The organism is Actinoplanes sp. NPDC000266, assembly GCF_042899005.1.
Classification (GTDB): domain Bacteria; phylum Actinomycetota; class Actinomycetes; order Mycobacteriales; family Micromonosporaceae; genus Actinoplanes.
In genome coordinates this window covers 553425-575193 of record NZ_JBIAZI010000002.1, presented here as the reverse complement: position 1 = coordinate 575193, position 21769 = coordinate 553425, and the positions used below count along the sequence as shown (strand labels likewise).

The window sequence follows — 21769 nt, the reverse complement described above, 5'->3', positions numbered from 1 at the left end:
CCGTGACCGACCTTGACGAGACAGCCATCCAGCCCGACCTCATCGCCACGCACTACCTGACCAGCGTCGACGAGGTGACCGAGCACCTGCGCGCGGCCAACCAGCTCGGCCTGGGCGTCCGCGTCCGCAGCTACCTCGAGGCCGACGAGGAGACCGAGGGCCTGGTCGAGCACTGGGAGGTCGAGCTCCTCACCGCCTCACCGGTGATCGAGGAGGAGGAGCCGGCGGCGGTAGGGGCGGACGGCCCAGCCGAGGCCGAGCTCTGAGGGCAGGGACAGGGTCGCGGCGGCCTTCACCAGCACCTCGTTGATCCCGGGGATCGTGCGGTGCGGGCCGTCGACGGCCACCGTGTCGCCGTCGAGCAGCTGGGGGAGAGGGGCACCGGCCAGGGCCTCCAGCACGGTGGTGAAGTCGGCGGTGGCCGACAAGGGGACCAGCAGCGGCGTGCCGTCGGCCCGGTGGTCCAGCAGGTTGAGGAGCAGATCGACCCGCCCCGGCGTCTCGGTCAGTGAAACCGCACCGGGCAGAGCCAGGCGGTCGGTCGGGTACTCCAGCAGGGCCCGGCCGCCGCGCCCTCGGGCCTCGATCTCGCCGGCGATGAAGTCTTCGCCGGCGAGCGTCACGGCCACCAGGAGCTGCAGGCCGCTGTCGAAGGTGATCCGGGCGAAAGCGGTGTCGTCGACCTCGATGTCACGGGTGCGGTAGCGCTCGACGGCCAGCTCGCGGGGGCGGCCGGCGCCGGCCGCGGTGCCGGTGGCCAGGGCCTGCATGACGGCGTGGGCCAGCGGGTTGACCAGCGCCCCATCGACGCCCCGGCGGCCCGCCCACGAGGCGCGGGCGTAGTAGGTGTCGTCGCGTCTCCACGACGCCACCGCGCCGATCCCCGTCAGCGGGGTGGGCAGAGCGTCGCGGAAACGGGACCACGCGGCCGAGCCCAGAGCCTGGAAGCCCACCTGACAGACGCGCCCGGCCGCCGTCAGGGCCGCGGTGAGCGTGTCATGCTCGGCCCGCGACAGCACCGGCGGTTTCTCCAGGAGCAGGTCGCAGCCGTACGCCAGGGCGTCCAAGGCGATCGGCAGGTGCGTGTGCGGTGGCGTGCAGATCACCACCACGTCCGGGCGGGTCGAGGACAGCAGCGTGCGGTGGTCGGTGAAGACCGGCGCCTCGGGCTCGGCCACCGGCTGGAGATCGGCCATCCCCACGAAATCCACCCGCGAATTGCCAGAAATGTTCCGCCGGTGCCACGAACCGTGGCCGTTGGCGCCGATCAGCGCGACCTTCATCGCATACCGGCCAGGGTGTCCTCGACGCCGTGCTTCGTGATCGCGGTCAGCCAGGTGACGATCTCGGCGCGCAGCTCGGTGTCCTCGGCCAGGTCGGCCGCGAAGATGGTGTCCAGGCCGAGCAGCGCGTCCACCACACCCTCGGGGGTGGCGGGCGCGGCCGCCAGCCGGGCCCGGATCCGGTCGGCCAGCGGGTCGTCCAGGGGCAGTGCGCGGCCGTCGTCGGCGGCGCCCTGGACGAAGCGCATCCACGCCGCGACCACCAGGGCGGCCCAGCGCGGCATCGCGCTCGCCTTCCGGCAGTCCTGGATGGTGTGCAGCACCCGCTGCGGGAGCTTCTGCGAGCCGTCCCCGGCCACCTGGAGGGTGCGATAGGCGATGGCCGGATTGGCAAACCGGGTCAAGACCTCTTCCCCGTACGCCGATGTGTCGACCCCGGGCGGCGGCGACAGACACGGCGTGATGTCGTCGGCGATGAGGTGCCGCATCGCGGGAAGCATGCCGGGCATCAGGAGCGCGGCCGCGATGGTCTCCCGGCCCGCGAGCGCGCCCAGATAGGCGATCGCCGAGTGCACGCCGTTGAGCGTGCGGATCTTCAGGCGTTCCCAGGGCTGGGCGTCGTCGGTGAGTACGGCTCCGGCCTGCTCCCAGGCGGGGCGCCCGGCCGGGAAATCGTCCTCGATGACCCATTGGAGGTACGGCTCGCCGCTGACCGCGGCCGCGTCCCGTACGCCCAGGGCCCGCTCCGCGATCGCATAGGTCTCGGCCGTGCTGGCCGGGACGATCCGGTCGACCATGGTGCCCGGGAAGGTCACGTTGGCGCCGACCCATTCGGCGATCCCGGTCGCCGCCGCCAGATGGTGCACGAGGCCGCGCAGCCGGTGGCCGTTGGACGGCAGGTTGTCGCAGCTCATCAGCGCGATCGGCCCGGCGTCGGCCCGGCGCCGGGCGGCCAGGCCGCTGATCAGCAGGCCGGGCACGGTCCGCGGCGCGCGGCCGGTCTCGAGGTCGGCCCGCAGGTCGTCGTCGAGCAGCAGGCGCCCGGTGGCCGGGTCGAGCTTGTAGCCCTTCTCGGTGACGGTCAGCGTGACCACCTTGATCGCCGGGTCGGCCAGCAGCGCCACCACCGCGGCCGGGTCGGCCGAGGCCGCCACCGCGCCGGCCAGCGCGCTGATCACCCGCGTGCTGGTGCCCTCCGGGCCCAGCGTGGTGACGCTGTAGAGGTAGTCCTGGGCGCGCAGGGCGTCGACGACGGCCCGCGAGCGCGGCGCGACGCCGACGATGCCCCAGTCACCGCCCGCCGCGGCCATCGCGTCCTCGGTGTAGACGGCCTGGTGGGCCCGGAAGAAGGCGCCCAGTCCGAGGTGGACGACGCCGGGCGCGGGCAGCGACGCTCGGGTCAGTTCCATGCCGGGCCGTCCGGGAAGGAGAACTCGGCGATCGACGCGGGCTTCAGGTCGGAGCTGTACCCGGGCTGCTCCGGCACCAGATAGCGGCCGTCGCGCGTGCGGACGGGGTCGGTGAAGTGCTCGTGGAGATGGTCCACGTATTCGACCATGCGGCCCTCCAGCGACGTGCCCACGCGCAGGTAGTCGAAGATCGCCAGGTGCTGGACCAGCTCGCAGAGGCCGACCCCGCCCGCGTGCGGGCAGACCGGCACCCCGAACTTCGCGGCCAGCAGCAGCTCGGCCAGCACCTCGGGGATGCCGGCGACCCGGCACGCGTCGATCTGCATGACGCCGATCGCCTCGGCCTGCAGCAGCTGCTTGAAGATGACCCGGTTGGCCGCGACCTCGCCGGTGGCGACCCGGACCGGCGCGACCGCCCGCTGGATCCGGGCGTGGCCGAGCACGTCGTCCGGGTGGGTCGGCTCCTCGATCCAGTACGGGTCGAACTCGGCCAGCCGGGCCATGTTCGTGATCGCCTCGTCGACGCCCCAGATCTGGTTGGCGTCCATCATGAGCAGCGCGTCCGGGCCGATCTCGTCGCGGATGATCCGGGCCCGGCGCACGTCGTCCTCGATCGGGCCGCCCACCTTCATCTTCATGGCCCGCCAGCCCTCGGCGTACGCGGCGCGGGTCAGGGCCCGGACCTTGTCGTCGGGATAGCCGAGCCAGCCGACGCTGGTGGTGTACGACGGGAAGCCCTCCGATCTCAGCAAGGCCAGCCGGTCGGCCATGCCGTCGCGGCCCTTGTCGAGGATCGCGGCCGCCTCGCCCGGTGTGAGGGCGTCGTCGATGTGCCGGAAGTCTATGCAGGCGACCAGGTCGGCGGTCGGCATCTCGGCCAGCAACTGCCACATCGGCTTGCCCTCGCGCTTGGCCCGCAGGTCCCACACGGCGTTGACGATCGCGCCGGTCGCCATGTGCAGGGCGCCCTTCTCGGGCCCGATCCAGCGCAATTGCACGTCGGCCGTGAGCGACCGCAGAAAGGCAAGTTGATCATCGAGAGGGCGGCCGATCACCGCGGGCGCCAGGGCCCGTACGCAAGCCGCGGTTATCTCATTGCCCCGGCCGTTGGTGAAGGTGAAGCCGGTGCCGACGATGTCCGTGTCGTCGGAAAAAATCTCGACATAGGTGGCGGAGTAGTCGCCCTTGTTGATCGAGTCGGAGCCGTCACCGGCGGCCGCCGTGGGGAAGCGGACGTCGTGGACCCGTACGTCAGTGATCATGCGGTCCTGCCGATCTTGAAGATGCGCTTGGGGAGGTGGTAGGCGAGGTCGGCCATCGTCGCCGCGGCCTCGTCGAGGGGGAGCCGGTCCTGCACGACCAGCGAGGCGAGATAGGCGGCGTCGACCCGCCGGGCGATGTCGTGCCGGATCGGGATCGAGCAGAACGCGCGCGTGTCGTCGACGAAGCCGGCCGTGTTGTAGAAACCCGCCGAATCGGTCACGGCCTCCCGGAAACGCCGCATCGCGTCCGGTGTGTCCAGGAACCACCAGGGCGCGCCCAGAAACAGCGCCGGGTAGCCGCCGGCCAGCGGCGCCAGCTCCCGGCTGAAAGAAGTTTCATCCAGGGTGTAGAGGACCAACGTCAAACGCGGATTCATGCCGTACGCGTCCAGCAGCGGCCGAAGCGCCTCCACATAGGACGTCGCTTGCGGGATGTCCCCGCCCACATCGGCACCGTGCGCCGCGAACAGCCGGCGGTTGTGGTTGCGCACGGCGCCCGGATGCAGCTGCATGACCAGGCCGTCGTCGAGCGACATCCGCGCGAACTCCAGCAGCATGTGCCCGCGGAAGGCCTCCGCGTCCTCCGCGGTCGCCTCGCCGTGCAGCGCCCGGTCGTAGATCGCCGCCGCGTCGGCCGGGGAGAGCGCCACCGTCCGCGCGGTCGGGTGCCCGTGGTCGGACGAGGTCGTGCCGACCTCGATGAACGCCTCCCGGCGGCGGCGCAGGGCCTCCAGATAACCGGCGTACGTGCCGGTGTCCTCGCCGGCCAGCTCGCCCATCCGGGCCACCGCCTCGGCCCAGTCGTCGCGGTCGAGGTCGACCACGTTGTCCGGCCGGAACGTGCTGATCACCCGGCCGCCCGGCCCGCCCCAGCCGTCGGCGGCCAGCTTGGCGTGCCGGCTCAGGTCGTCGGTGGGGAACTCGGTGGTGGCCAGCACCTCGATGCCGAAGCGCTCGAACAGGGCCCGCGGCCGGAACTCCGGCTCGGCCAGGCGCGCGGCGATCTCGTCGTACACGTCGTCGGCGGTCTCGGCGCTCAGCCGGGCCGACACGCCGAAGACGGTGCTGAACGTCTGCTCCAGCCAGAGCCGTGACGGCGTACCCCGGAAAAGATGCCAGTTCTCGGCGAGCAGGCGCCAGATCACCCGGCCGTCGGTCTCGACCGGACCGCCGTCGCGGCGCGGCACGCCCAGCCGGTCGGGCGGGATGCCCTGGCTGAGCAGCATGCGCGTGACGTAGTGGTCGGGCACGATCAGCAGCCGGGCCGGGTCGCCGAACGGCTCGTCGTCGGCGAGCAGGCCCGGATCGACGTGCCCGTGCGGGCTGAGCAGCGGCAGGTCGCGCGCGACGGCGTACAGGTCGCGGGCGATGCCGGCCTGCGCCGGGTCGGTGGCGAAAACGGGGTCGGTCACGCGGTAACTCCCTCTCCGAGCAGGCCGGCCACCTTCACCGGGGCCGACTGCGTCAGGCTGCGGTTGGCGGCCAGTCCGGTGAGCAGCGCCAGCGCGCCGTCCCGGGCGGTCGCCGAGCGGTCCATGGGGTCGGTGCGGCCGCCCAGGAGCACCCCGGTCATCCGGGCGTCGGCCCCGCCGTGCCCCTCGCGGCTGTGCGGTTGCAGCTCGACCGCGTACGGCGGCGCCCAGAACGGCCGGATGGTCAGCGTCACCGAGCCCTCCTCGGGGGACGCGCCCTGCTTGACCTCGCCGGCCGCGGCCGGGCTGACGTGGTCGCTCTCGACCACCTCGAGCTCGAGCCGGCCCTTGCTGCCGTTGACCATCACGCGGTAGCCCTCCCAGGGCGCGTACGCCGTGAGGTGGTAGGTCATGGTGGCGCCGGTGTCGTAGCGGACCAGCACGGCCAGGTCGTCCTCGATCGTGATGCCGGGGTCGAAGACGTTGCGGTCGCGCAGATAGCCGTCGTCGCCCTCGGCGTCCAGGTAGAGCGCCTTGAGCTTGTCGTTGCCGCCCAGATCGAGCGCGAACGGGTCGCCGGCCGCGCCGGGGTCACCGGTCGACCGCTCGTAGTCGCGGGCGTAGCCGTGGCGGCGGCCGTCCGCGCCGTAGAAGAAGAGCCGGCCCTGGGCGTAGACCTCCTGCGGCGAGGCGCCCAGCCACCAGTTGACCAGGTCGAAGTGGTGGCCCGACTTGTGCACGAGAAGGCCGCCGGAGTTGGCCTTGTCGCGGTGCCAGCGGCGGAAGTAGTCGGCGCCGTGCCGCACGTCGAGCAGCCACTCGAAGTGCACCGAGCCGATCTCGCCGATCTCGCCGCGGGCCAGCAGCGTGCGGACCATCTCGTGCACCGGGTTGAAGCGGTAGTTGAAGGCGACCTGGACTTTCCGGCCGGTTCGTTCCACCGCGCCGAGGATCTCGCGGCAGCTTTCCCCGTCGACGGTCATCGGCTTCTCGGTGATGACGTCGCAGCCGGCCTCGAGGGCGGTGACGATGTGCCCGGCGTGGGTGCTGTCGACGCTGGTCACGATCAGCTCGTCGACGCGTTCCTTGGCGAGCATCGCGGCCAGGTCGGCGGCCTGATAGGTGGGTACGGGTTTGTCGAGCCAGCCGTTGTGCGCGTCCATGCGCGACTGGTTGACGTCGGCCAGCGCGACGAGCTCGGCATCCGGTTCCGCGGTGATCGCCTTGATGAACATCTCGGCGCGCGAGCCGGCGCCGACGACGGCGAAGCGTCTCATTCGGGAGTCCTCCCGGCAGCAAAGGTTTGCAGGGAAGTTAGACAGATCGATCCGGATGAGTCAACGATCCGATGGCTTTTATCCGGTTAAGAGCGCCTTCACGGTATCCGTTCGTCACCTGCCTGCAACAGAACGGCATTGACAGCGGTGCAACCGCTTGCATTAATGTTCGTCAACCAGTGACGGCGACCACATTGGAGGGGTGAGCATGGCGGTGACCATCCGCGACGTCGCGAAGGCGTCGGGCGTGCACATCTCGACGGTGTCGCGCACCTTCTCGGCGCCGCATCTGGTCAACCCGAACACGCGCAGCCGGGTGCTGGCCTGCGCCGAGCAGCTCGGCTACCGCCCCAACCGGGCGGCCCGGGCGCTGATCACCGGCCGGACCTACAACATCGGCCTGATCGTGGCCGACATCGCCAACCCGTTCTTCCCGCCGCTGATCAAGGCGGCCGAGAGCCAGGCCCGCAAGCACGACCACCACATCTTCGTCGCCGACACCAACGAGGACCCGGCGCTCGAGGAAGAGGTCGTGCGCGCCCTGGCCAAGCAGGTCGACGGCGTCCTGCTGTGCAGCCCGCGGATGAGCAACACGCTCATCGAGCAGCTCAGCCGCGAGGTGCCGCTGGTCGTCGTCAACCGGCAGATCACCGGCATCCCGGCCGTCGCCATGGACGTGGCCGGCGGCGCCCGCCGCGCCGTCGAACACCTGGCCGGGCTCGGTCACCGGCACATCGCCCTGGTCAGCGGCCCGCGCGGTTCGTGGACCAGCCGCGAGATCCGCCGCTCGGCGGCCTCCACCGCGCGTGCCGCGAGCGCCGAGCTCACCATCATCGGACCGAACCCGCCGACCGAGGTCGGCGGCCTGACCGTGGCCGAGGACGTGCTCCGGGCCGGCGCCACCGCGGTGCTGGCCTACAACGACCTCATGGCGATCGGTCTCATCGAGGGTCTGCTGGCCGCCGGGGCCCACGTGCCCGGCGACGTCAGCGTCGTCGGGATAGACGACATCATGCTCAGCCGGCTGACCCGCCCGAAGCTGACCACGGTGGCGACTCCCACCGCCGCCGCCGGTCGGAGCGCCGTCGACATGCTGCTCGCGCATGGCGACGACCGCCGCACCACTGCTCACGTCCATCTGCAGACCGAACTGGTCATCCGCGACTCGACGGGGCCGGGCCCGGGTCCGCACAGCCCTGCGGACCCGGGCGACGTGATCGCCCCCGGAGGTGTCGCCTCCTAAAAAGGAGTACGCGTCATGGAGCCCATCACGAGGGGTCTCACGCCCGCTCAACGTACCCGACGCCGACTGCTCGCCGCCGTTCTCACCCTGCCTCTGCTCCTCGGAGCGGCGGCCTGCGGTGGCGACGACGACAGTGGCGGCTCGGGCAATGACAAGATCGAGCTGTCCTTCTTCTGGTGGGGCGCCGAGAAGCGCGCCGAACTGACCGAGAAGGCGCTCGACCTCTACACGTCCAAGCACCCCAACGTGACGTTCAAGAAGACCTGGCAGGCCAACCAGGGCTACTTCGACAAGCTGGCCACGCTCACCGCGGGCGGCAACGCCCCGGACATCTTCCAGATCGACGACAACTACATCTCCGAGTACGCCGAGCGCAACGTCACGCTCGACCTGAAGCCGTACGCCGAGAGCGGCAAACTCGACATCACCAAGATCTCCAAGGGCCTGATCGACTACGGAACGGTCGACGGCAAGCTCGCCGGTCTTTCCATGGGCGAGAACACCCAGGGTCTGGTGTACGACAAGACGCTGCTCACCAAGAACAAGCTGCCCGAGCCGAAGACCGGCATGAGCTGGGAGGACTTCATCTCCTGGGCGGCGACCGTCTCCAAGACGGCCAAGGTGCCCGGCACCCAGGACCCGAGCGCGGTCTACCAGGCCCTCTGGGTCTACCTGCGGCAGAACGGCAAGGACCTCTACAAGGACAAGACGCTCGCGTTCGACGAGGCCGACATCACCAAGTGGTTCCAGCTGTGGAAGGGCGCCCGCGACACCGGCGCGACGCCGACCCCGGACGTGATCCACGAGGGCAACGCCACCGACATCAGCAAGCAGCTGGTGGTCACCGGCAAGGCCGGCACGTCGTGGGTCTGGGTCAACCAGATGCCCGAGCTGAAGAAGAACACCGAGAGCGAGCTGGGCGTCATCGCGTACCCGGGTGACCCGAGCGCGCAGTGGGCCCGCGCCTCGATGTACTTCTCGGCCTTCCGCGGCACCAAGCACAAGGACGCCGTGGTCGACGTGCTGAACTTCATGGCCAACGACCCCGAGGCCGGCAAGATCCTCGGCACCGACCGTGGCCTGCCGCCCAACCTCGACGTGCGCAAGACGGTGGCCGAGACCGCCACCGACCCGGCCATGAAGCAGACCATCGCCGTGCAGGACGAGCTGAGCCAGAAGTTCGGCCCGACCTCGCCCAGCGTGCCCCCGGCCGGCCACAGCAAGGTCAAGACCGAGCTGGTCCGCATCGCCGAGGAGGTCCAGTACGGCCGTCAGACGCCCGAGCAGGGCGCCGCGGCCTTCGTCACCGCCGCCAAGGCGGCCATCGGCCAAGGTTGATAAGAGACAGGGCTGATTTTCACTGTGACCACCGCTCAGATGCCGGTCCGTCCGACCGAGCCGGTGCCCCCGCCCCCCGCCGCCACGCGGCGGGGCGGCCGGGCGCGCCGGCGCCGCGAGGACCTGGCCGGATACGTCTTCCTCTCACCGTGGCTGCTCGGGCTCCTGGGCATCACCGCGATCCCGATGCTGCTCTCGCTCTACCTCAGCTTCACCGACTACAGCCCGCTCATCGACGTCGGTGAGGCGCAGTGGGTCGGGTTCGACAACTACCGCGAGATGTTCACGGCCGACCCGTCGTACTGGCACGCGGTGCGGGTCACCGTCACCTTCGCGCTGGTGGCGGTGCCGCTCAAGCTGGCCGCCGCGCTCGGTGTGGCGCTGCTGCTCAACAAGGCGTTCAAGGGCATCGCGTTCTTCCGCGGCCTGTTCTACCTGCCCTCGCTGCTCGGTGGCAGCGTGGCCGTGGCGATCGTCTGGCGCAGCATGTTCAACCGCGAGGGCGCCTTCAACTCGTTCCTGGCGCTGTTCGGGATCGAGGGCGCGCCCTGGGTGAACGATCCGCAGTGGGCGCTCGAGACGCTGATGCTGCTGGCCATCTGGCAGTTCGGCGCCCCGATGGTGATCTTCCTGGCCGGCCTCAAGCAGGTGCCGACCGAGCTGTACGAGGCGGCGTCGGTCGACGGGGCCGGCGCGTGGCGGCAGTTCACGCACATCACGCTGCCGATGCTGTCGCCGGTCATCTTCTTCAACCTGGTGCTCGAGACGATCCACGGCTTCCAGGGCTTCACGTCGGCGTTCGTGCTCAGCGGCGGCACCGGAGGCCCGGTCGACTCGACGCTGATGTACACCCTGCACCTGTACAACAAGGGCTTCGTCGAGCTGAACATGGGCTACGCCTCGGCCATGGCCTGGGTCTTCCTGCTCGTGGTCGGCCTGATCACCGTGCTGCTGTTCAACACCGGCAAGTTCTGGGTCCACTACTCCGACAGCGAGGAGCGGTGATGACTCGCCCCTACGTGCGCCTGACCGCCCTGATCGTGATCGTGGCGATCGTGCTCTATCCGCTCGTGTGGATGGTCGGCACCTCGTTCAAGTCGCCCGAGGAGATCGTCAACAACATCGGCCTGATCCCGAGGGAGTTCACGCCGTCGAACTTCAGCGAGGGCTGGAACAAGTTCGACGAGGCCTTCGGCCGGTTCTTCCTCAACAGCGCCATGGTGGCCGGGCTGACGGTCGTCGGCAACACGCTGAGCTGCCTGCTGGCCGCGTACGCGTTCGGCCGCCTGAAGTTCCGGATGCGCGGCTTCTGGTTCGCCATCATGATCGGCACGCTGCTCCTGCCCGGGCACGTGCTGATCATTCCGCAGTACATCCTGTTCCGGACCCTGGGCTGGGTCGGCGGCGACTGGCCGTACCTGCCCCTGCTGGTCCCGCATTTCCTGGCCACCGAGGCGTTCTTCGTCTTCCTGATGGTGCAGTTCATGCGGGGCATCCCGCGGGAGCTGGACGAGGCCGCGGTGATCGACGGCGCGTCCCCGTACTCGATCTTCCGTCATGTGATTCTGCCGCTCTCGCGCCCGGCGCTGGTCACGACGGCGATCTTCTCGTTCATCTGGACCTGGAACGACTTCTTCCGGCAACTGGTCTATCTGTCCGAGCTCAAGGACTACACAGCGCCGGTCGCGCTGACGCTGTTCATCGACTCGACGAGTGAAAGCTCGGTGGGGCCGATGTTCGCGATGTCGCTGCTGTCGCTGGTGCCGGTCTTCCTGTTCTTCGTGGCCTTCCAGCGCCTGCTGGTCGAGGGCATCAACACGAGCGGACTCAAGGGATGAAGCATCATTCGTGGCGGGTCGCCTCCGATCTGGCCCTGCTCGGCATCCTGGTGACGCTGGCCTCGCTGCCGGTTTTCACCCTGGGCGCGGCGTTTCTCGTCGGAGGGGCCACAATTCGACACCACATTGTGTACGGCCGTTGGCTGAACCTGGCCGAGTCGTGGGCGCTCTTTCGTGCCCGTTTCGTCAGTGGCCTGTTCGCCGGGCCGGTCCTGCTCGCGGCGGGATGGCTGATCGCGATCGACGTGGCGGCGCTCTCGCGGGGCGCCGTACCGGGCGGCCGCTTCGCGATCGCCGTGGTGCTGCTGATCGCCGCCGGATTCGTCGGATTCGCGGCGTTGGTGGCGTCGCTCGGGTCGTACCGCCTGGCACGGGCCGCGGTCGCGGCCCGGCCGGCGGTGCTCGCCCCACTCGGGGGGATCGTGGTGCTCGTGGCCGTGCTCGGGATGCTCGTTCACCCCGTACTCGTGCCGGTCCTTGTGGGGTTTGCTCTGTTCGCGGTTCAGGCCTTCTTGTCGACGAAGTCCAGCGCGGTCGCCGCGAACAGGGGGGAGTCGACGACGTTGTAGTGGGTCAGGCCCGGCAGGATGGCGAGCGCGTGCCCGCCCTTCGGCCGGCCCTCACCCATCCAGCCGCCGTCCCGGTGACCGCCGTCGAGCAGCCCGAACACCTCGACGAAGTGGCTCGGCGGGCACATGTCGGCGTCAGCCGCGACGATCTGCGTCGGCACGCTGATCTTCTTGACGTCCTCGGTGTAGTCGAAGTCCTGCGCCATCGCCTGCCCGATTTTGTCGAGCAGGCGCGGGAAGTCCTCGGGCCGGGGCGCCACGCGCTGGTAGAGCTCGTACATCGGGGTCTCTTTCATGAACTCGGCGGCGGCCGCGCCGACCTGACCCTGCTGGTCGAGGATCTCGGAGTAGGTGGCGCTGCGCCGGATGCCGGCCGAACCGGAGACGACGCGGCCGACCTTGTCCGGGTGACGGATCGCCAGCAGCAGGGCGACGCCGCCGCCGAGCGAGAAGCCGACGACATCCGGCTTCTCCAGTCCCAGGTGGTCGATGAGGGCGGCGATGTCGTCGGCCATGTCCGGGATCGACAGGGGCCGGTCGATGTCGGCCGTGCGGCCGTGGCCCTGAAGGTCGGGCAGGATCACCCGGTGGTGCTCGGCGAAGGCGGGCAGGGTGGCCGCGAACATCTCGCCCGAGCCGAGGCCACCGTGGAGCAGGATCAGCGGGGTGCCCTCGCCGTGGGTCTCGTAGTAGAGGTTGAGTCCGTTGACCTCGGCGTACATGGTGTCTCCTCATTCGGTGGGTCTTTGCCGGGTCAGACTCGCCCACCCGGGGAAACTCATCGCGGCGTACACAAGTTTTTCCGATAGATTCGTCGGGGTGAGCGACGTCGCTGCCCCGATCGAGACGCAGCTGGAGGCCTTCCGGCCCGAGCTGACCGGATATTGCTACCGCATGCTCGGCTCCGGTTTCGAGGCCGAGGACGCGGTGCAGGACACGATGGTGCGCGCCTGGAAGAGCTACGACAGCTTCGAGGGGCGGGCGGCGCTGCGGTCGTGGCTCTACCGCATCGCCACGAACGTCTGCCTGACCATGCTCGGCAGCGCCCAGCGCCGGGTCCGCCCGATGGACCTGGGCCCGGCCGGTTCGGGCCTCGCGACCGACCCGGGCGAGCCGCGCCCCGACCAGATCTGGGTCGGCCCGGTCCCCGACGACAAGGTGGTCGACCCGGCCAACGTGATCGCCGAGCGCGAGTCGATCCGCTTGGCGTTCGTGGCGGCCCTGCAACACCTGCCGGCCAAGCAGCGGGCGGTGCTGATCCTGCGCGAGGTGCTGGCGTGGTCGGCTCAGGAGGTGGCCGACCTGCTCGACACTTCGGTGGCCGGCGTGAACAGCGCGTTGCAGAGGGCCCGGGCGACACTGGCGGCGCAGGAGTCGTTCGACGTCTACAAGCCGTTGGACGAGGACCAGAAATCGCTGTTGTCGCGTTACGTGAGCGCCTTCGAGGCGTACGACCTCAAGGCTTTGACCTCGCTCCTGCACGAGGATGCGACGCTGAACATGCCGCCGCTGCCGCTCTGGTTGCAGGGCCCGGACGACATCACGGCCTGGATGAGCGGGACGGGCTCCGGCTGCCGGGGTTCACGCCTCGTACCGGTGGTGGCGAACGGGTTGCCGGCCTTCGGCCAGTACAGGGTGGCCGCGTCGGGGGAGGGGCACGACCCGTGGGCGCTGATAGTCCTGGAGATCTCAGACGGCCGGATCGCCCGGGTCACCAACTTCCTGGACACGCCGCGCTTGTTCCCGTTCTTCGACCTCCCGGCCCACCTCGATTAGTGCGCTCCGTTGCCTTCCCGGCCCTCCTTGCTTCCTAGCCCTCCTCGCCTTGCCGGCCTTCTTCGCCTCCCCGGCCTCCTTCGCCCTCCTGGCCCGTCTGACCTTTCCGAGCCGCCTCCTCCATCAGCACGCCCTCCAGTCCGAGCAGCGACATGAGCTCCCTCAGCCGGGAGCTGGCGCCGTGGACCCGCAGCCGTCGGCCGTGCCTCCGGGCGGCGAGCTTGAGCCGGGCGAGAGCCTCCACGGTGATCACGGAAGGCTCGGCGACGGTGCTGACGTCGACGACGACCTCACCCGGCGCAAACCCGATTTTTCGGCATAAGAGCGAAATGTCGGTTCGGGTGAGCCTCGCGGGCAGGGCGAAGGTCGTCATAAACAGTACGACCGGTTATGCGCCTGAAACTCATCGTCATGTCGTACGGGTAAAAAGTTGATCTTTATGTTCGGCGCGGTTCCTCCTACGCTGGGCTGATGAGCGAGCGAGTTACGAACTGGGCCGGCAACATCGTCTTCGGCGCGCGGCGGGTCCTGCGTCCCACGTCCGTCGACGAGGTGGCCGAGATCGTCGCGGCCGGCGGCCCGATCCGCGTCCTCGGCAGCGGCCACTCCTTCAACCGGATGGCCGACACCGACGGCACCCTCGTCTCGCTCGCCGGCCTGCCCCGCGTCCTCGAGATCAGCGCCGACCGCCGGTCCGTACGCGTCGACGGTGGCGTCCGCTACGGCGAACTGGCCGCCTTCCTGTACGACAACGGCCTGGCCCTGGGCAACATGGCCTCGCTGCCGCACATCTCGGTGGCCGGCGCCATCATGACGGCCACCCACGGCTCGGGCGAGCGCAACAAGAACCTGGCCGCCGCCATCTCCGTGGTCGAGCTGATCGACGGCACCGGCAAGCCGGCGGTCTTCCGCCGCGGCGACGCCGACTTCGAGGGCGTGGTGGTCGGCCTGGGCGCCCTCGGCGTCGTCACCGCGCTCACCCTCGACGTGGTGCCCTCCTTCGAGCTGCGGCAGTACGTCTACGACGGCCTGACCCGGGCCGAGCTGGGCGCCCACTTCGACGAGATCGTGGGCAACGGCTACAGCGTCAGCCTGTTCACCGACTGGACCAGCGCCGACATCAACCACGTCTGGCTCAAGCGGGCCGAGGCCATGGAGGGCCCGTGGTTCGGCGCCACCCCGGCCCCCGAGAAGCGCCACCCGGTGCCCGGCATGCCCGCGACGAACAGCACCGAGCAGGCCGGCGTGGCCGGCCCCTGGTACACCCGCCTCCCGCACTTCAAGCCCGAGTTCACCCCGAGCAACGGCTCCGAGCTGCAGTCGGAATATCACGTGGCCCGGGCCGACGGCCTGGCCGCGCTGGACGCGGTGGCCGCCATCCGCGACCAGGTGGCCCCGGTCCTCCAGGTCTGCGAGGTCCGCACGATCGCCGCCGACACCCTGTGGCTGAGCCCCAACTACGAGCGCGACAGCGTGGCCCTGCACTTCACCTGGATCGCCGACACCGACGCGGTCCTGCCGGTGGTGGAGGCGCTGGAGGCCGCCCTGGCCCCCTTGGACCCCCGCACCCACTGGGGCAAGGTCTTCACGACGGACCCGCAGGTGATCCGCGCCCAGTACCCGCACTTCGCCGACTTCCAGGCCCTGGCCCAGCGCCTCGACCCGAACGGCACGTTCCGCAACCCATGGGTGGACGCCCTCCTGGGCTGAGCGAAGCACGGTGCCGAAGCCAGGAGTCGCTGGCTTCGGCCATCTCGGCCAGGTGAGGCGCGCCGGCGCTGTTGTCCCGGAGCCGGCGCGACAGCTTGGCGAGCCCGGCAGCAAACGCGTCGACGGTGTCGGGGGTGGCGCCGGCCCACATCGGTAGCTCGGCGGCCCAGGACTCGGCCTTGGCCGGGGTGTGCCCGGCACGGATGAGCCGGACCAGCATGCGGGCCGTGTCGAGCCAGATCGCGCCCCGGCACGGCACCGACCAGTCGACCACTTGCACTCGCCCACCCGCGACCAGGAAGTTGTTGTGGGTCATGTCGGTGTGCAGCAGGGTGTCGCCGTCGACCAGGGCGGGATCGACCAGGGACCCCCATCGAGCGGTCGCCGGCTGGACGTTGACCGGTGGGCAAGGGGTGAGCGCCTCGGCCATGCGGGTCAGAGCGCCAGCGATGACGGGCAGGTGCGGCGAGCCGGGCCGCAGGTCCGCGCAGTCACCGGGCGCGTGATCGAAGACAGCGACCAGCCACCCGGCCGTTTCGACATGCCACCGCAGCCGCGGAACCAGATCACCGGGAAGGTGCCGGTTGAGGCGGATCTCGTTGCGCAGGAAGCCCACCCGCTCGGTGTCGAGCCGAGCCCCTTTACCGAAGACCCGCCCGGCGGTACCGGTGTCAAGGGCCGCGGCGAAGTCACCCACGGAGCCTGCGGCCGCGTCCTCGACGTGCTCCACGGGCCCCGCCTTCGCGGCGATCTCATCGCGTACTGTCGCGGGCAGTTGCTCCCATCGATGCCGGGCCATGGTGCTCTCCGTCCACACGTCAGTGCCGGGACCAGCGTACGGTTCCCGGCACTGACGTGTGCGGATCAGCCAGTGGGGCTGTCGGTGCAACCGGCGTGGCATTGGGAGCACTTGGTGCTGCAGTCGGCCGTTCCGGGCCAGAGGGCGGCGTCGAGCGCGAATCCGGCCGTACGGATCGCGGTCATAGTGTCCGTCAGGGTCGTGGGGATGGTCGGCGGGGTGCCGCCTTGGTCGTCGGGGACGTGGTGGATGAATCGACCGGCCACCCGCTCGCAGAACGCGGCGTAGTCGACTGTGTAGAGGATGAAGGTGTGCCAGCCGATGTCGACCGACTCCGACGGCCCGAGCGGTCTTGTCGCGGTGGCGCTGGTCCCGAGGAACGCAAGGGCTTGGTCGAGGATTCGCTGTGGCATGCCGTCGTCGAGATCGGGATGCTCGGCCTTGATCCGGCGTGCCAGCCGGTCGAACAGTTCCGGATCGATCAGGGTGCGGCCTTCGGCGAGGCCATCGGTGACAAGCGTGACGGTCATGGCGTGCTCCAATCGTGGACGGGCGGGCCGGGCGTTTGGCCCCTTGGTGTCCGCGACTGGCATGAACCCTGTTCCGGATTCGTCGCGTCGACCAAATCCATTGCACGTTGAGTGATGGAGATATTGGCAGAGTGTGCTGACCGAAGGTCTTGGCGGCGTAATCACACAGGGTGTGAACTCCGTGCACTCCTCGATTCGACCGGCGTCGGTTCTAAGGTGGAGGTGTGGCCGAGTCGAACCTGCTCCTCGCCGCCCTGATCGACCAAGCCGGCATGTCCCGCGCCTGGCTCGCCAAGACGATCAACCTCGTAGGCCAGACGCACGGTTTGCGATACGACCACGCATCTGTCGCCCGCTGGATCCGCGACCACGCCCTGCCACGCGACCCCGCACCTCGGCTGATCTGCGAGATCCTCAGCCGACGCCTGCGACGTACTGTGACGCCGGCGGACATCGGCATGCAGCGCCGGAACGCCGGCGAACGAGCGTTATCGCTCGATCAAGCGATCGACCGGGCGATCGCGATGTGGCACGGCGACGCGGGAGGGCGCCGTCCCGGCACTGTGCTCGCCGGAGCCGAGGCCGCGACCCCTGTCTGGGAATGGGAGAACCCGCCGCACGACCGGGACGTGAAGCATGAAGGTCATCGCCCCGCTGACCCTGCTGACGTCGTACATCTGCAACAGGCCCGCACCCACTACCAGGAGATGTACCGGCGTGTCGGCGGCGGCCCAGTGCGGCCTTTGCTGCTGGCCACGCTCAACAAGCATGCCGCGCCGCTTCTCCGAGCGACCTACGACAACGCACTCGGCCGACGCATCTACCGTGCCGCTGGAGGACTTGCCGCGTTGCACCCGAATTGAAGACCGATCTGTACGCGCTGATGAGCAAGGCGTACGCCCGCATGGGTGACACCATCGGCTGCCACGAAGGCCTTCGTCATTGCGAGCTCTATGCGGGCCGGATCATCGCCGGCCAAGGCGGCCCGGTGGAAGCGTCCTACATACAACCAGGGCTCGTGGAGATTCAAGCCGCCGAGGCGCTCCGTCGGCTCGGTGACCTGAGTGCCGCCGAAAGCTACGCTGCCGAAGCCGTACGGACCGCACCCGACACCCACCTGCGCGGCCAGGTCCATCGCTACGCTGGTCTCGCCCTGGTGCTGACCGCTCGCGGCGAACTCGACCGCGGCGCCCACGTGGCGGAGCAAATGCTGGACCATGCGATCGGCATGGAGTCTGGACGTATCCGCGACCGCGTCAATACCGTCATCACCGCGCTGCGCCCCTACAGCGCCCAGCCCGGCATCGCCGCCGTTCTCGAACGCGCCGATGGCCACCACCGTGTCAGAGGATTGCGATGACCTGGAAGATTGAGTCCGAACGTGACCTCTACCGCGACCAGTGGGTTCACCTCACCAGTGCCGACGTTCTCCTACCCGACGGTCGTCACCTCGACCATCGCATCATTCGTACAGCGGCGCCGGGGGCCGGCCTGGTCGTCGTCGACGACCAGCAACGTGTTCTGCTGATCTGGCGGCACCGCTTCATCACCGGCACCCACGCCTGGGAGATTCCTCAAGGCAGCATCCATCCCGGCGAAACGCCCGCCGCGGCCGCCGTTCGCGAGACTGAGGAGGAGACCGGTTGGCGTGCCATTGGTCCGATCCGGCCTTTGGTCTACACCCAGCCCTCACCCGGCATCATGACGTCGCAACACCACATCTTCCGTGCGGACAGTGCTGAACACATCGGCGCTCCCGAGGATGCCTTCGAGAGCGATCGCATCGAGTGGATACCCCTCGACGACATCCGCGGCTTGATCGACAAGCAGCACATCGTGGCCGGCTCGACCCTCGTCGCCCTGCTGCTGGTCTTGGCCGACCGGTAGCGGCGCCCGAGATGATCCAGCGACGAAAGCGGCCGACGCCCAGGGGCGCCGGCCGCTTGATTTGTGCTTGACGGTCAGTCGGAGGAGGCCGAGGAATTGGCCGAGACCGCTGCCGCGTCGGGGGAGATCGAGATCGGGAGGCCGGGGGCGGGTGATGTGCCGGGGGCCTCGCCCCGGGCCACGGCGCCCGGAGCTGTGTCGCGGTCCACGCCGGCGGCGGCGTAGGCGTCGGCCTCGTCCAAGGTCTCCGTGTCCAGGAGGCGGTGGGCCAGGCGGTCCAGTTGGTCTCGGTGGGCTCGCAGGACTGAGAGGGCCTCGGCGTGGCATTCCTCGACGATCTTGCGGACCTCGGCGTCGATCAGCTCTCGGGTGGCCGGAGCTATGCCGTCGAGGCCGAACGGGGACTCCTGGCCGGGTGGGGGCAGGACCGTCACCGGGCCGATCGCGTCGGACATGCCCCAGCGGCCGACCATCTGGCGGGCGATGTTGCTGACCTGGTCGAGGTCGCTCTCGGCGCCCGTTGTCATGTCGCCGAAGACGACCTCCTCGGCCGCCCGGCCGCCCAGGGCGCCGATGATGCGGCCGCGCAGATATTCGGCCGAGTAGCCGTAGCGGTCCGTGTTCGGGCTCTGGAACGTGACGCCCAGGGCCTGGCCGCGCGGGATGATCGAGATCTTGCGGACCGGGTCGGCGCCGGGGGTCAGCATGCCGAGCAGGGCGTGGCCCGACTCGTGGTAGGCCGTCCTCGTCTTCTCCTCCGGGGTCAGCATCAGGCCGCGGACCGTGCCCAGCGTGATCTTCTCGAGGGCGTCGGTGAAGTCGTTGTTCGCCACCTTGTCGTGCTTGCGCCGGGCCGCCAGCAGGGCCGCCTCGTTGACCAGGTTCTTCAGGTCGGCGCCGACGAAGCCCGGGGTGGACGACGCGATGCCCTGCAGGTCGACGCCGGGGGCCAGCGGCACGCCCCGGGTGTGCACCTCGAGGATCTGGCGGCGGCCGGCCAGGTCGGGCGGGCTCACCGTGACGCGGCGGTCGAAGCGGCCGGGGCGCAGCAGCGCCGGGTCGAGGATCTCGGTGCGGTTCGTCGCGGCCAGCACCACCACGCCCTCGCTGCCGGTGAAGCCGTCCATCTCCGTCAGGATCTGGTTGAGGGTCTGCTCGCGCTCGTCGTTGCCGCCGAGCGACGCCGACCCGCCGCGGGCCCGTCCGATCGCGTCCAGCTCGTCGATGAAGATGATCGACGGGGCGACCTTCTTGGCCTGGTCGAACAGGTCGCGGACGCGGCTGGCGCCGATGCCGACGATCGCCTCGATGAACTCCGAGGCCGAGATCGAGAAGAACGGCACCTTGGCCTCGCCGGCCACCGCGCGGGCCAGCAGCGTCTTGCCGGTGCCGGGCGGGCCGGAGAGCAGCACGCCGTGCGGGATCTGCGCGCCGAGCTTGCGGTACTTGCCGGGTTCGCGCAGGAAGTCGACGATCTCGGTGACCTCCTGCTCGACCGATTCGATGCCGGCCACGTCGGCGAAGGTCGTCCGGGGGCCGCCCTCAGGCTCGTACAACTTGGCCTTGGACTTGCCGAATCCGCCGAGCCCGCCGCCGGAGAGCGCGCCCGCCGACCGGCGCGCGATCCAGACGAAGATGCCGACCAGCAGCAGCGTGGGCCCGAAGCCGACGAGCAGTTGCTGCCACAGCGGGGCCGGCGCGTCCGGCGGATTCGCGTTGACCGGGACGTTCTTGGCCTGGAGCTGGGCGAAGAGGTTGTCGTCGGCGAACGACGGCCGCTCGGTGCTGAACCGCTCGACCTGCTCCGACTTCGTCTCGCCGCTCGGCGTGTAGGCCACTTCCTTCTTGAACTGGCCCTCGATGGTCTCCCCGGTCGAGGTGATCTCGGAGACGTTGTCGCCCTGGACCTGGGTCAGGAAGTAGGTGTACGACACCGCGGTGCGCTCCGGCGGCGCCAGCAGCACCGACGAGATGATCCAGTTGAGCGCCAGCAGGATGACCAGCGTGACGCCGAACCGGACCCACGACGACCGCTGGGGCTTCTGCGGGCCGGGCGGGGGCGCGGGCGGCGCGCCCTCCACCTTCCAGGGGTGGGGGCGGTGCGGCTGGTTCTGCTGCGGCGTGTCGGCGGGCATGTTCGCGAAGCTACCCCCGCCGAATGACGGGAATGCGTTCACGTGATGAGCGTGACTTCCCGGCCGGCGGGGAAGCCGGCCGGGAAGATCGTTCAGCTGTTCAGGGAGCAGGGCGCGAGGCCCTCGGCGTTCAGGTTCGGCTTGGCGGCGTTACGCCCGATAGCGGTCTCGATGCGGTTGATGGTGGCGAAACGCTTGTCCTCCAGCGGGCCGAGAATGGCGTTCTGGATGAAGTTCGGGCCACCCTGTCCGACGGTCGAGGCGATGCGGTTGTTGGCCTCCTGGATCTGCGTGTTCAGCAGTTCCAGGTTGCGCTGCACCTCGGCCTGGGCCTGCGCGGGAATCGCCGGCAAGTTGTTCAGAGCCGGGCAGTTCACCGTCGCGACCGCCACATTGCCGCCGTTTCCACCATTTCCGGCGTCACCACCGGCGTCACCACCGGCGTTCGGCACCTCGGTCGGCTGTTCGGTCGAGGCCCCACCGTTCTCGTTGAGTGTGCAGGGCGCGATGCCCTCCGCGTTCAGGTTCGGCTTGGCCGCGTTACGCCCGATAGCGGTCTCGATGCGGTTGATGGTGGCGAAACGCTTGTCCTCCAGCGGCCCGAGAATGGCGTTCTGGATGAAGTTCGCGCCACCCTGTCCAACGGTCGAGGCGATCCGGTTGTTCGCTTCCTGGATCTGCGTGTTCAGCAGTTCCAGGTTGCGCTGCACCTCGGCCTGGGCCTGCGCCGGAACGGCCGGCAGGTTGTTCAGCTGCGGGCAGTTGACGGTCGGGAGGGCCGCGTTGTTGCCGCCCCCCGCGTTTCCGGAATTAGCGGCCGGCACCTCGACCGGCTGCTGCGCCGACGATCCGCCGTTCTGGTTCAGCGAGCACCCGGAAAGCCCTTCGGCGTTCAGGTTCGGCTTCGCCGCGTTGCGCCCGATCGCCGTCTCGATGCGGTTGATGGTCGCGAAACGCTTGTCCTTCAGGGGACCCAGAATCGCGTTCTGGATGAAGTTCGGCCCGCCCTGCCCGACGGTCGAGGCGATACGGTTGTTCGCCTCCTGGATCTGCGTGTTCAGCAGTTCCAGGTTCTGCTTCACTTCGGCCTGGGCCTGCGCCGGAACGGCCGGAAGATTGTTCACCTGTGGACAGTTCACCGTCGGCACGGTCTCCGCCGCCGATGCCACTCCGAGCCCCACGCCCGTGAGAATCACCGCGACTCCCGCCACTCCCGCGCCGATCTGCCAGCGGCGCGCGTTCGCACGAGACTTGTTGAACCGGGATCTGTACATTGGGACTGCGCCTTCCGCCATGGGAGA

21 protein-coding genes are annotated in these 21769 nt (G+C 69.5%); 11 read left to right on the top strand and 10 right to left on the bottom strand.

Going from position 1 to position 21769, the window contains the following annotated elements; genetic code table 11:
- Positions 1-2: 2 nt before the first annotated feature.
- A complete protein-coding gene (locus tag ACFY36_RS08980) occupies positions 3-266 on the top strand; it encodes a hypothetical protein (RefSeq protein ID WP_499745360.1) in 264 nt (87 codons plus the stop codon).
- Here ACFY36_RS08980 and ACFY36_RS08975 read toward each other — a convergent pair.
- Genes ACFY36_RS08975 through ACFY36_RS08955 form a run of 5 tightly spaced genes read right to left on the bottom strand, consistent with a single transcriptional unit; the run spans position 198 to position 6643 of the window.
- Entirely contained in the window at positions 198-1283 is a 1086-nt protein-coding gene (locus ACFY36_RS08975) for a Gfo/Idh/MocA family protein (protein ID WP_499745359.1), read from the bottom strand. The two genes, ACFY36_RS08980 and ACFY36_RS08975, sit on opposite strands and share 69 nt — an antisense overlap.
- The gene (locus tag ACFY36_RS08970; RefSeq protein WP_499745358.1) at positions 1280-2692 is read right to left on the bottom strand and encodes a mannitol dehydrogenase family protein; all 1413 of its coding nucleotides are present in this window, start codon (positions 2690-2692) and stop codon (positions 1280-1282) included. The genes ACFY36_RS08975 and ACFY36_RS08970 overlap by 4 nt, the downstream gene beginning before the upstream one ends.
- The gene (locus tag ACFY36_RS08965; protein WP_499745357.1) at positions 2683-3954 is read right to left on the bottom strand and encodes an enolase C-terminal domain-like protein; all 1272 of its coding nucleotides are present in this window, start codon (positions 3952-3954) and stop codon (positions 2683-2685) included. The genes ACFY36_RS08970 and ACFY36_RS08965 overlap by 10 nt, the downstream gene beginning before the upstream one ends.
- Positions 3951-5366, bottom strand: coding sequence for a glucuronate isomerase (gene uxaC / locus ACFY36_RS08960; protein WP_499745356.1), 1416 nt, complete (start codon positions 5364-5366; stop codon positions 3951-3953). Before uxaC ends, ACFY36_RS08965 begins: the two co-directional genes overlap by 4 nt.
- The gene (locus ACFY36_RS08955) at positions 5363-6643 is read right to left on the bottom strand and encodes a Gfo/Idh/MocA family protein (protein WP_499745355.1); all 1281 of its coding nucleotides are present in this window, start codon (positions 6641-6643) and stop codon (positions 5363-5365) included. Before ACFY36_RS08955 ends, uxaC begins: the two co-directional genes overlap by 4 nt.
- Positions 6644-6851: 208 nt before the next feature.
- Here ACFY36_RS08955 and ACFY36_RS08950 point away from each other — a divergent pair, with 208 nt between their 5' ends.
- Genes ACFY36_RS08950 through ACFY36_RS08930 form a run of 5 tightly spaced genes read left to right on the top strand, consistent with a single transcriptional unit; the run spans position 6852 to position 11631 of the window.
- Positions 6852-7886 (top strand): LacI family DNA-binding transcriptional regulator, encoded by a 1035-nt coding sequence (locus ACFY36_RS08950; RefSeq protein ID WP_499745843.1) that lies wholly within the window; start codon positions 6852-6854, stop codon positions 7884-7886.
- Between the two features lie 15 nt (positions 7887-7901).
- The gene (locus ACFY36_RS08945; protein ID WP_499745354.1) at positions 7902-9224 is read left to right on the top strand and encodes an ABC transporter substrate-binding protein; all 1323 of its coding nucleotides are present in this window, start codon (positions 7902-7904) and stop codon (positions 9222-9224) included.
- 39 nt (positions 9225-9263) lie between these two features.
- Positions 9264-10229, top strand: a complete 966-nt coding sequence (locus ACFY36_RS08940; protein WP_499745842.1) for a carbohydrate ABC transporter permease — start codon at positions 9264-9266, stop codon at positions 10227-10229.
- Positions 10229-11062, top strand: a complete 834-nt coding sequence (locus ACFY36_RS08935; protein WP_499745353.1) for a carbohydrate ABC transporter permease — start codon at positions 10229-10231, stop codon at positions 11060-11062. Before ACFY36_RS08940 ends, ACFY36_RS08935 begins: the two co-directional genes overlap by 1 nt.
- Entirely contained in the window at positions 11059-11631 is a 573-nt protein-coding gene (locus tag ACFY36_RS08930) for a hypothetical protein (RefSeq protein WP_499745352.1), read from the top strand. The genes ACFY36_RS08935 and ACFY36_RS08930 overlap by 4 nt, the downstream gene beginning before the upstream one ends.
- Here ACFY36_RS08930 and ACFY36_RS08925 read toward each other — a convergent pair.
- Positions 11565-12353, bottom strand: a complete 789-nt coding sequence (locus ACFY36_RS08925) for an alpha/beta fold hydrolase (RefSeq protein ID WP_499745351.1) — start codon at positions 12351-12353, stop codon at positions 11565-11567. The genes ACFY36_RS08930 and ACFY36_RS08925 overlap by 67 nt on opposite strands.
- Positions 12354-12450: 97 nt before the next feature.
- On the opposite strand from ACFY36_RS08925, the gene ACFY36_RS08920 reads away from it, so the two are divergent.
- Positions 12451-13407 (top strand): sigma-70 family RNA polymerase sigma factor, encoded by a 957-nt coding sequence (locus ACFY36_RS08920; RefSeq protein WP_499745350.1) that lies wholly within the window; start codon positions 12451-12453, stop codon positions 13405-13407.
- Positions 13408-13441: 34 nt separating this feature from the next.
- Here ACFY36_RS08920 and ACFY36_RS08915 read toward each other — a convergent pair whose 3' ends face one another.
- Complete coding sequence (locus tag ACFY36_RS08915) at positions 13442-13780, bottom strand: STAS domain-containing protein (RefSeq protein WP_499745349.1); 339 nt, start codon at positions 13778-13780, stop codon at positions 13442-13444.
- A gap of 98 nt (positions 13781-13878) precedes the next feature.
- On the opposite strand from ACFY36_RS08915, the gene ACFY36_RS08910 reads away from it, so the two are divergent.
- Positions 13879-15117 carry an FAD-binding protein gene (locus ACFY36_RS08910; RefSeq protein ID WP_499745348.1) on the top strand — a complete coding sequence of 413 codons (1239 nt, stop codon included), beginning with the start codon at positions 13879-13881 and terminating at the stop codon, positions 15115-15117.
- Positions 15118-15981: 864 nt separating this feature from the next.
- Here ACFY36_RS08910 and ACFY36_RS08905 read toward each other — a convergent pair.
- Positions 15982-16446: a glycine-rich domain-containing protein gene (locus tag ACFY36_RS08905; RefSeq protein WP_499745347.1), complete on the bottom strand. Its 465-nt coding sequence runs from the start codon at positions 16444-16446 to the stop codon at positions 15982-15984.
- A 224-nt stretch (positions 16447-16670) separates the two neighbouring features.
- Here ACFY36_RS08905 and ACFY36_RS08900 point away from each other — a divergent pair, with 224 nt between their 5' ends.
- The 3 genes from ACFY36_RS08900 to ACFY36_RS08890 are packed head-to-tail and all read left to right on the top strand — an operon-like array spanning position 16671 to position 18333.
- On the top strand, positions 16671-17309 hold the full coding sequence (locus tag ACFY36_RS08900; protein WP_499745346.1) for an NsdA family TPR-like regulatory protein: 639 nt from the start codon (positions 16671-16673) through the stop codon (positions 17307-17309).
- Entirely contained in the window at positions 17306-17806 is a 501-nt protein-coding gene (locus ACFY36_RS08895) for an NsdA family TPR-like regulatory protein (protein WP_499745345.1), read from the top strand. Before ACFY36_RS08900 ends, ACFY36_RS08895 begins: the two co-directional genes overlap by 4 nt.
- Entirely contained in the window at positions 17803-18333 is a 531-nt protein-coding gene (locus ACFY36_RS08890; protein ID WP_499745344.1) for an NUDIX hydrolase, read from the top strand. The genes ACFY36_RS08895 and ACFY36_RS08890 overlap by 4 nt, the downstream gene beginning before the upstream one ends.
- A gap of 74 nt (positions 18334-18407) precedes the next feature.
- Here ACFY36_RS08890 and ftsH read toward each other — a convergent pair whose 3' ends face one another.
- Together ftsH and ACFY36_RS08880 are read right to left on the bottom strand one after the other, a co-directional pair.
- The gene (gene ftsH, locus ACFY36_RS08885) at positions 18408-20468 is read right to left on the bottom strand and encodes an ATP-dependent zinc metalloprotease FtsH (RefSeq protein WP_499745343.1); all 2061 of its coding nucleotides are present in this window, start codon (positions 20466-20468) and stop codon (positions 18408-18410) included.
- Between the two features lie 92 nt (positions 20469-20560).
- A complete protein-coding gene (locus ACFY36_RS08880) occupies positions 20561-21763 on the bottom strand; it encodes a hypothetical protein (protein WP_499745342.1) in 1203 nt (400 codons plus the stop codon).
- Positions 21764-21769 lie beyond the last annotated feature (6 nt).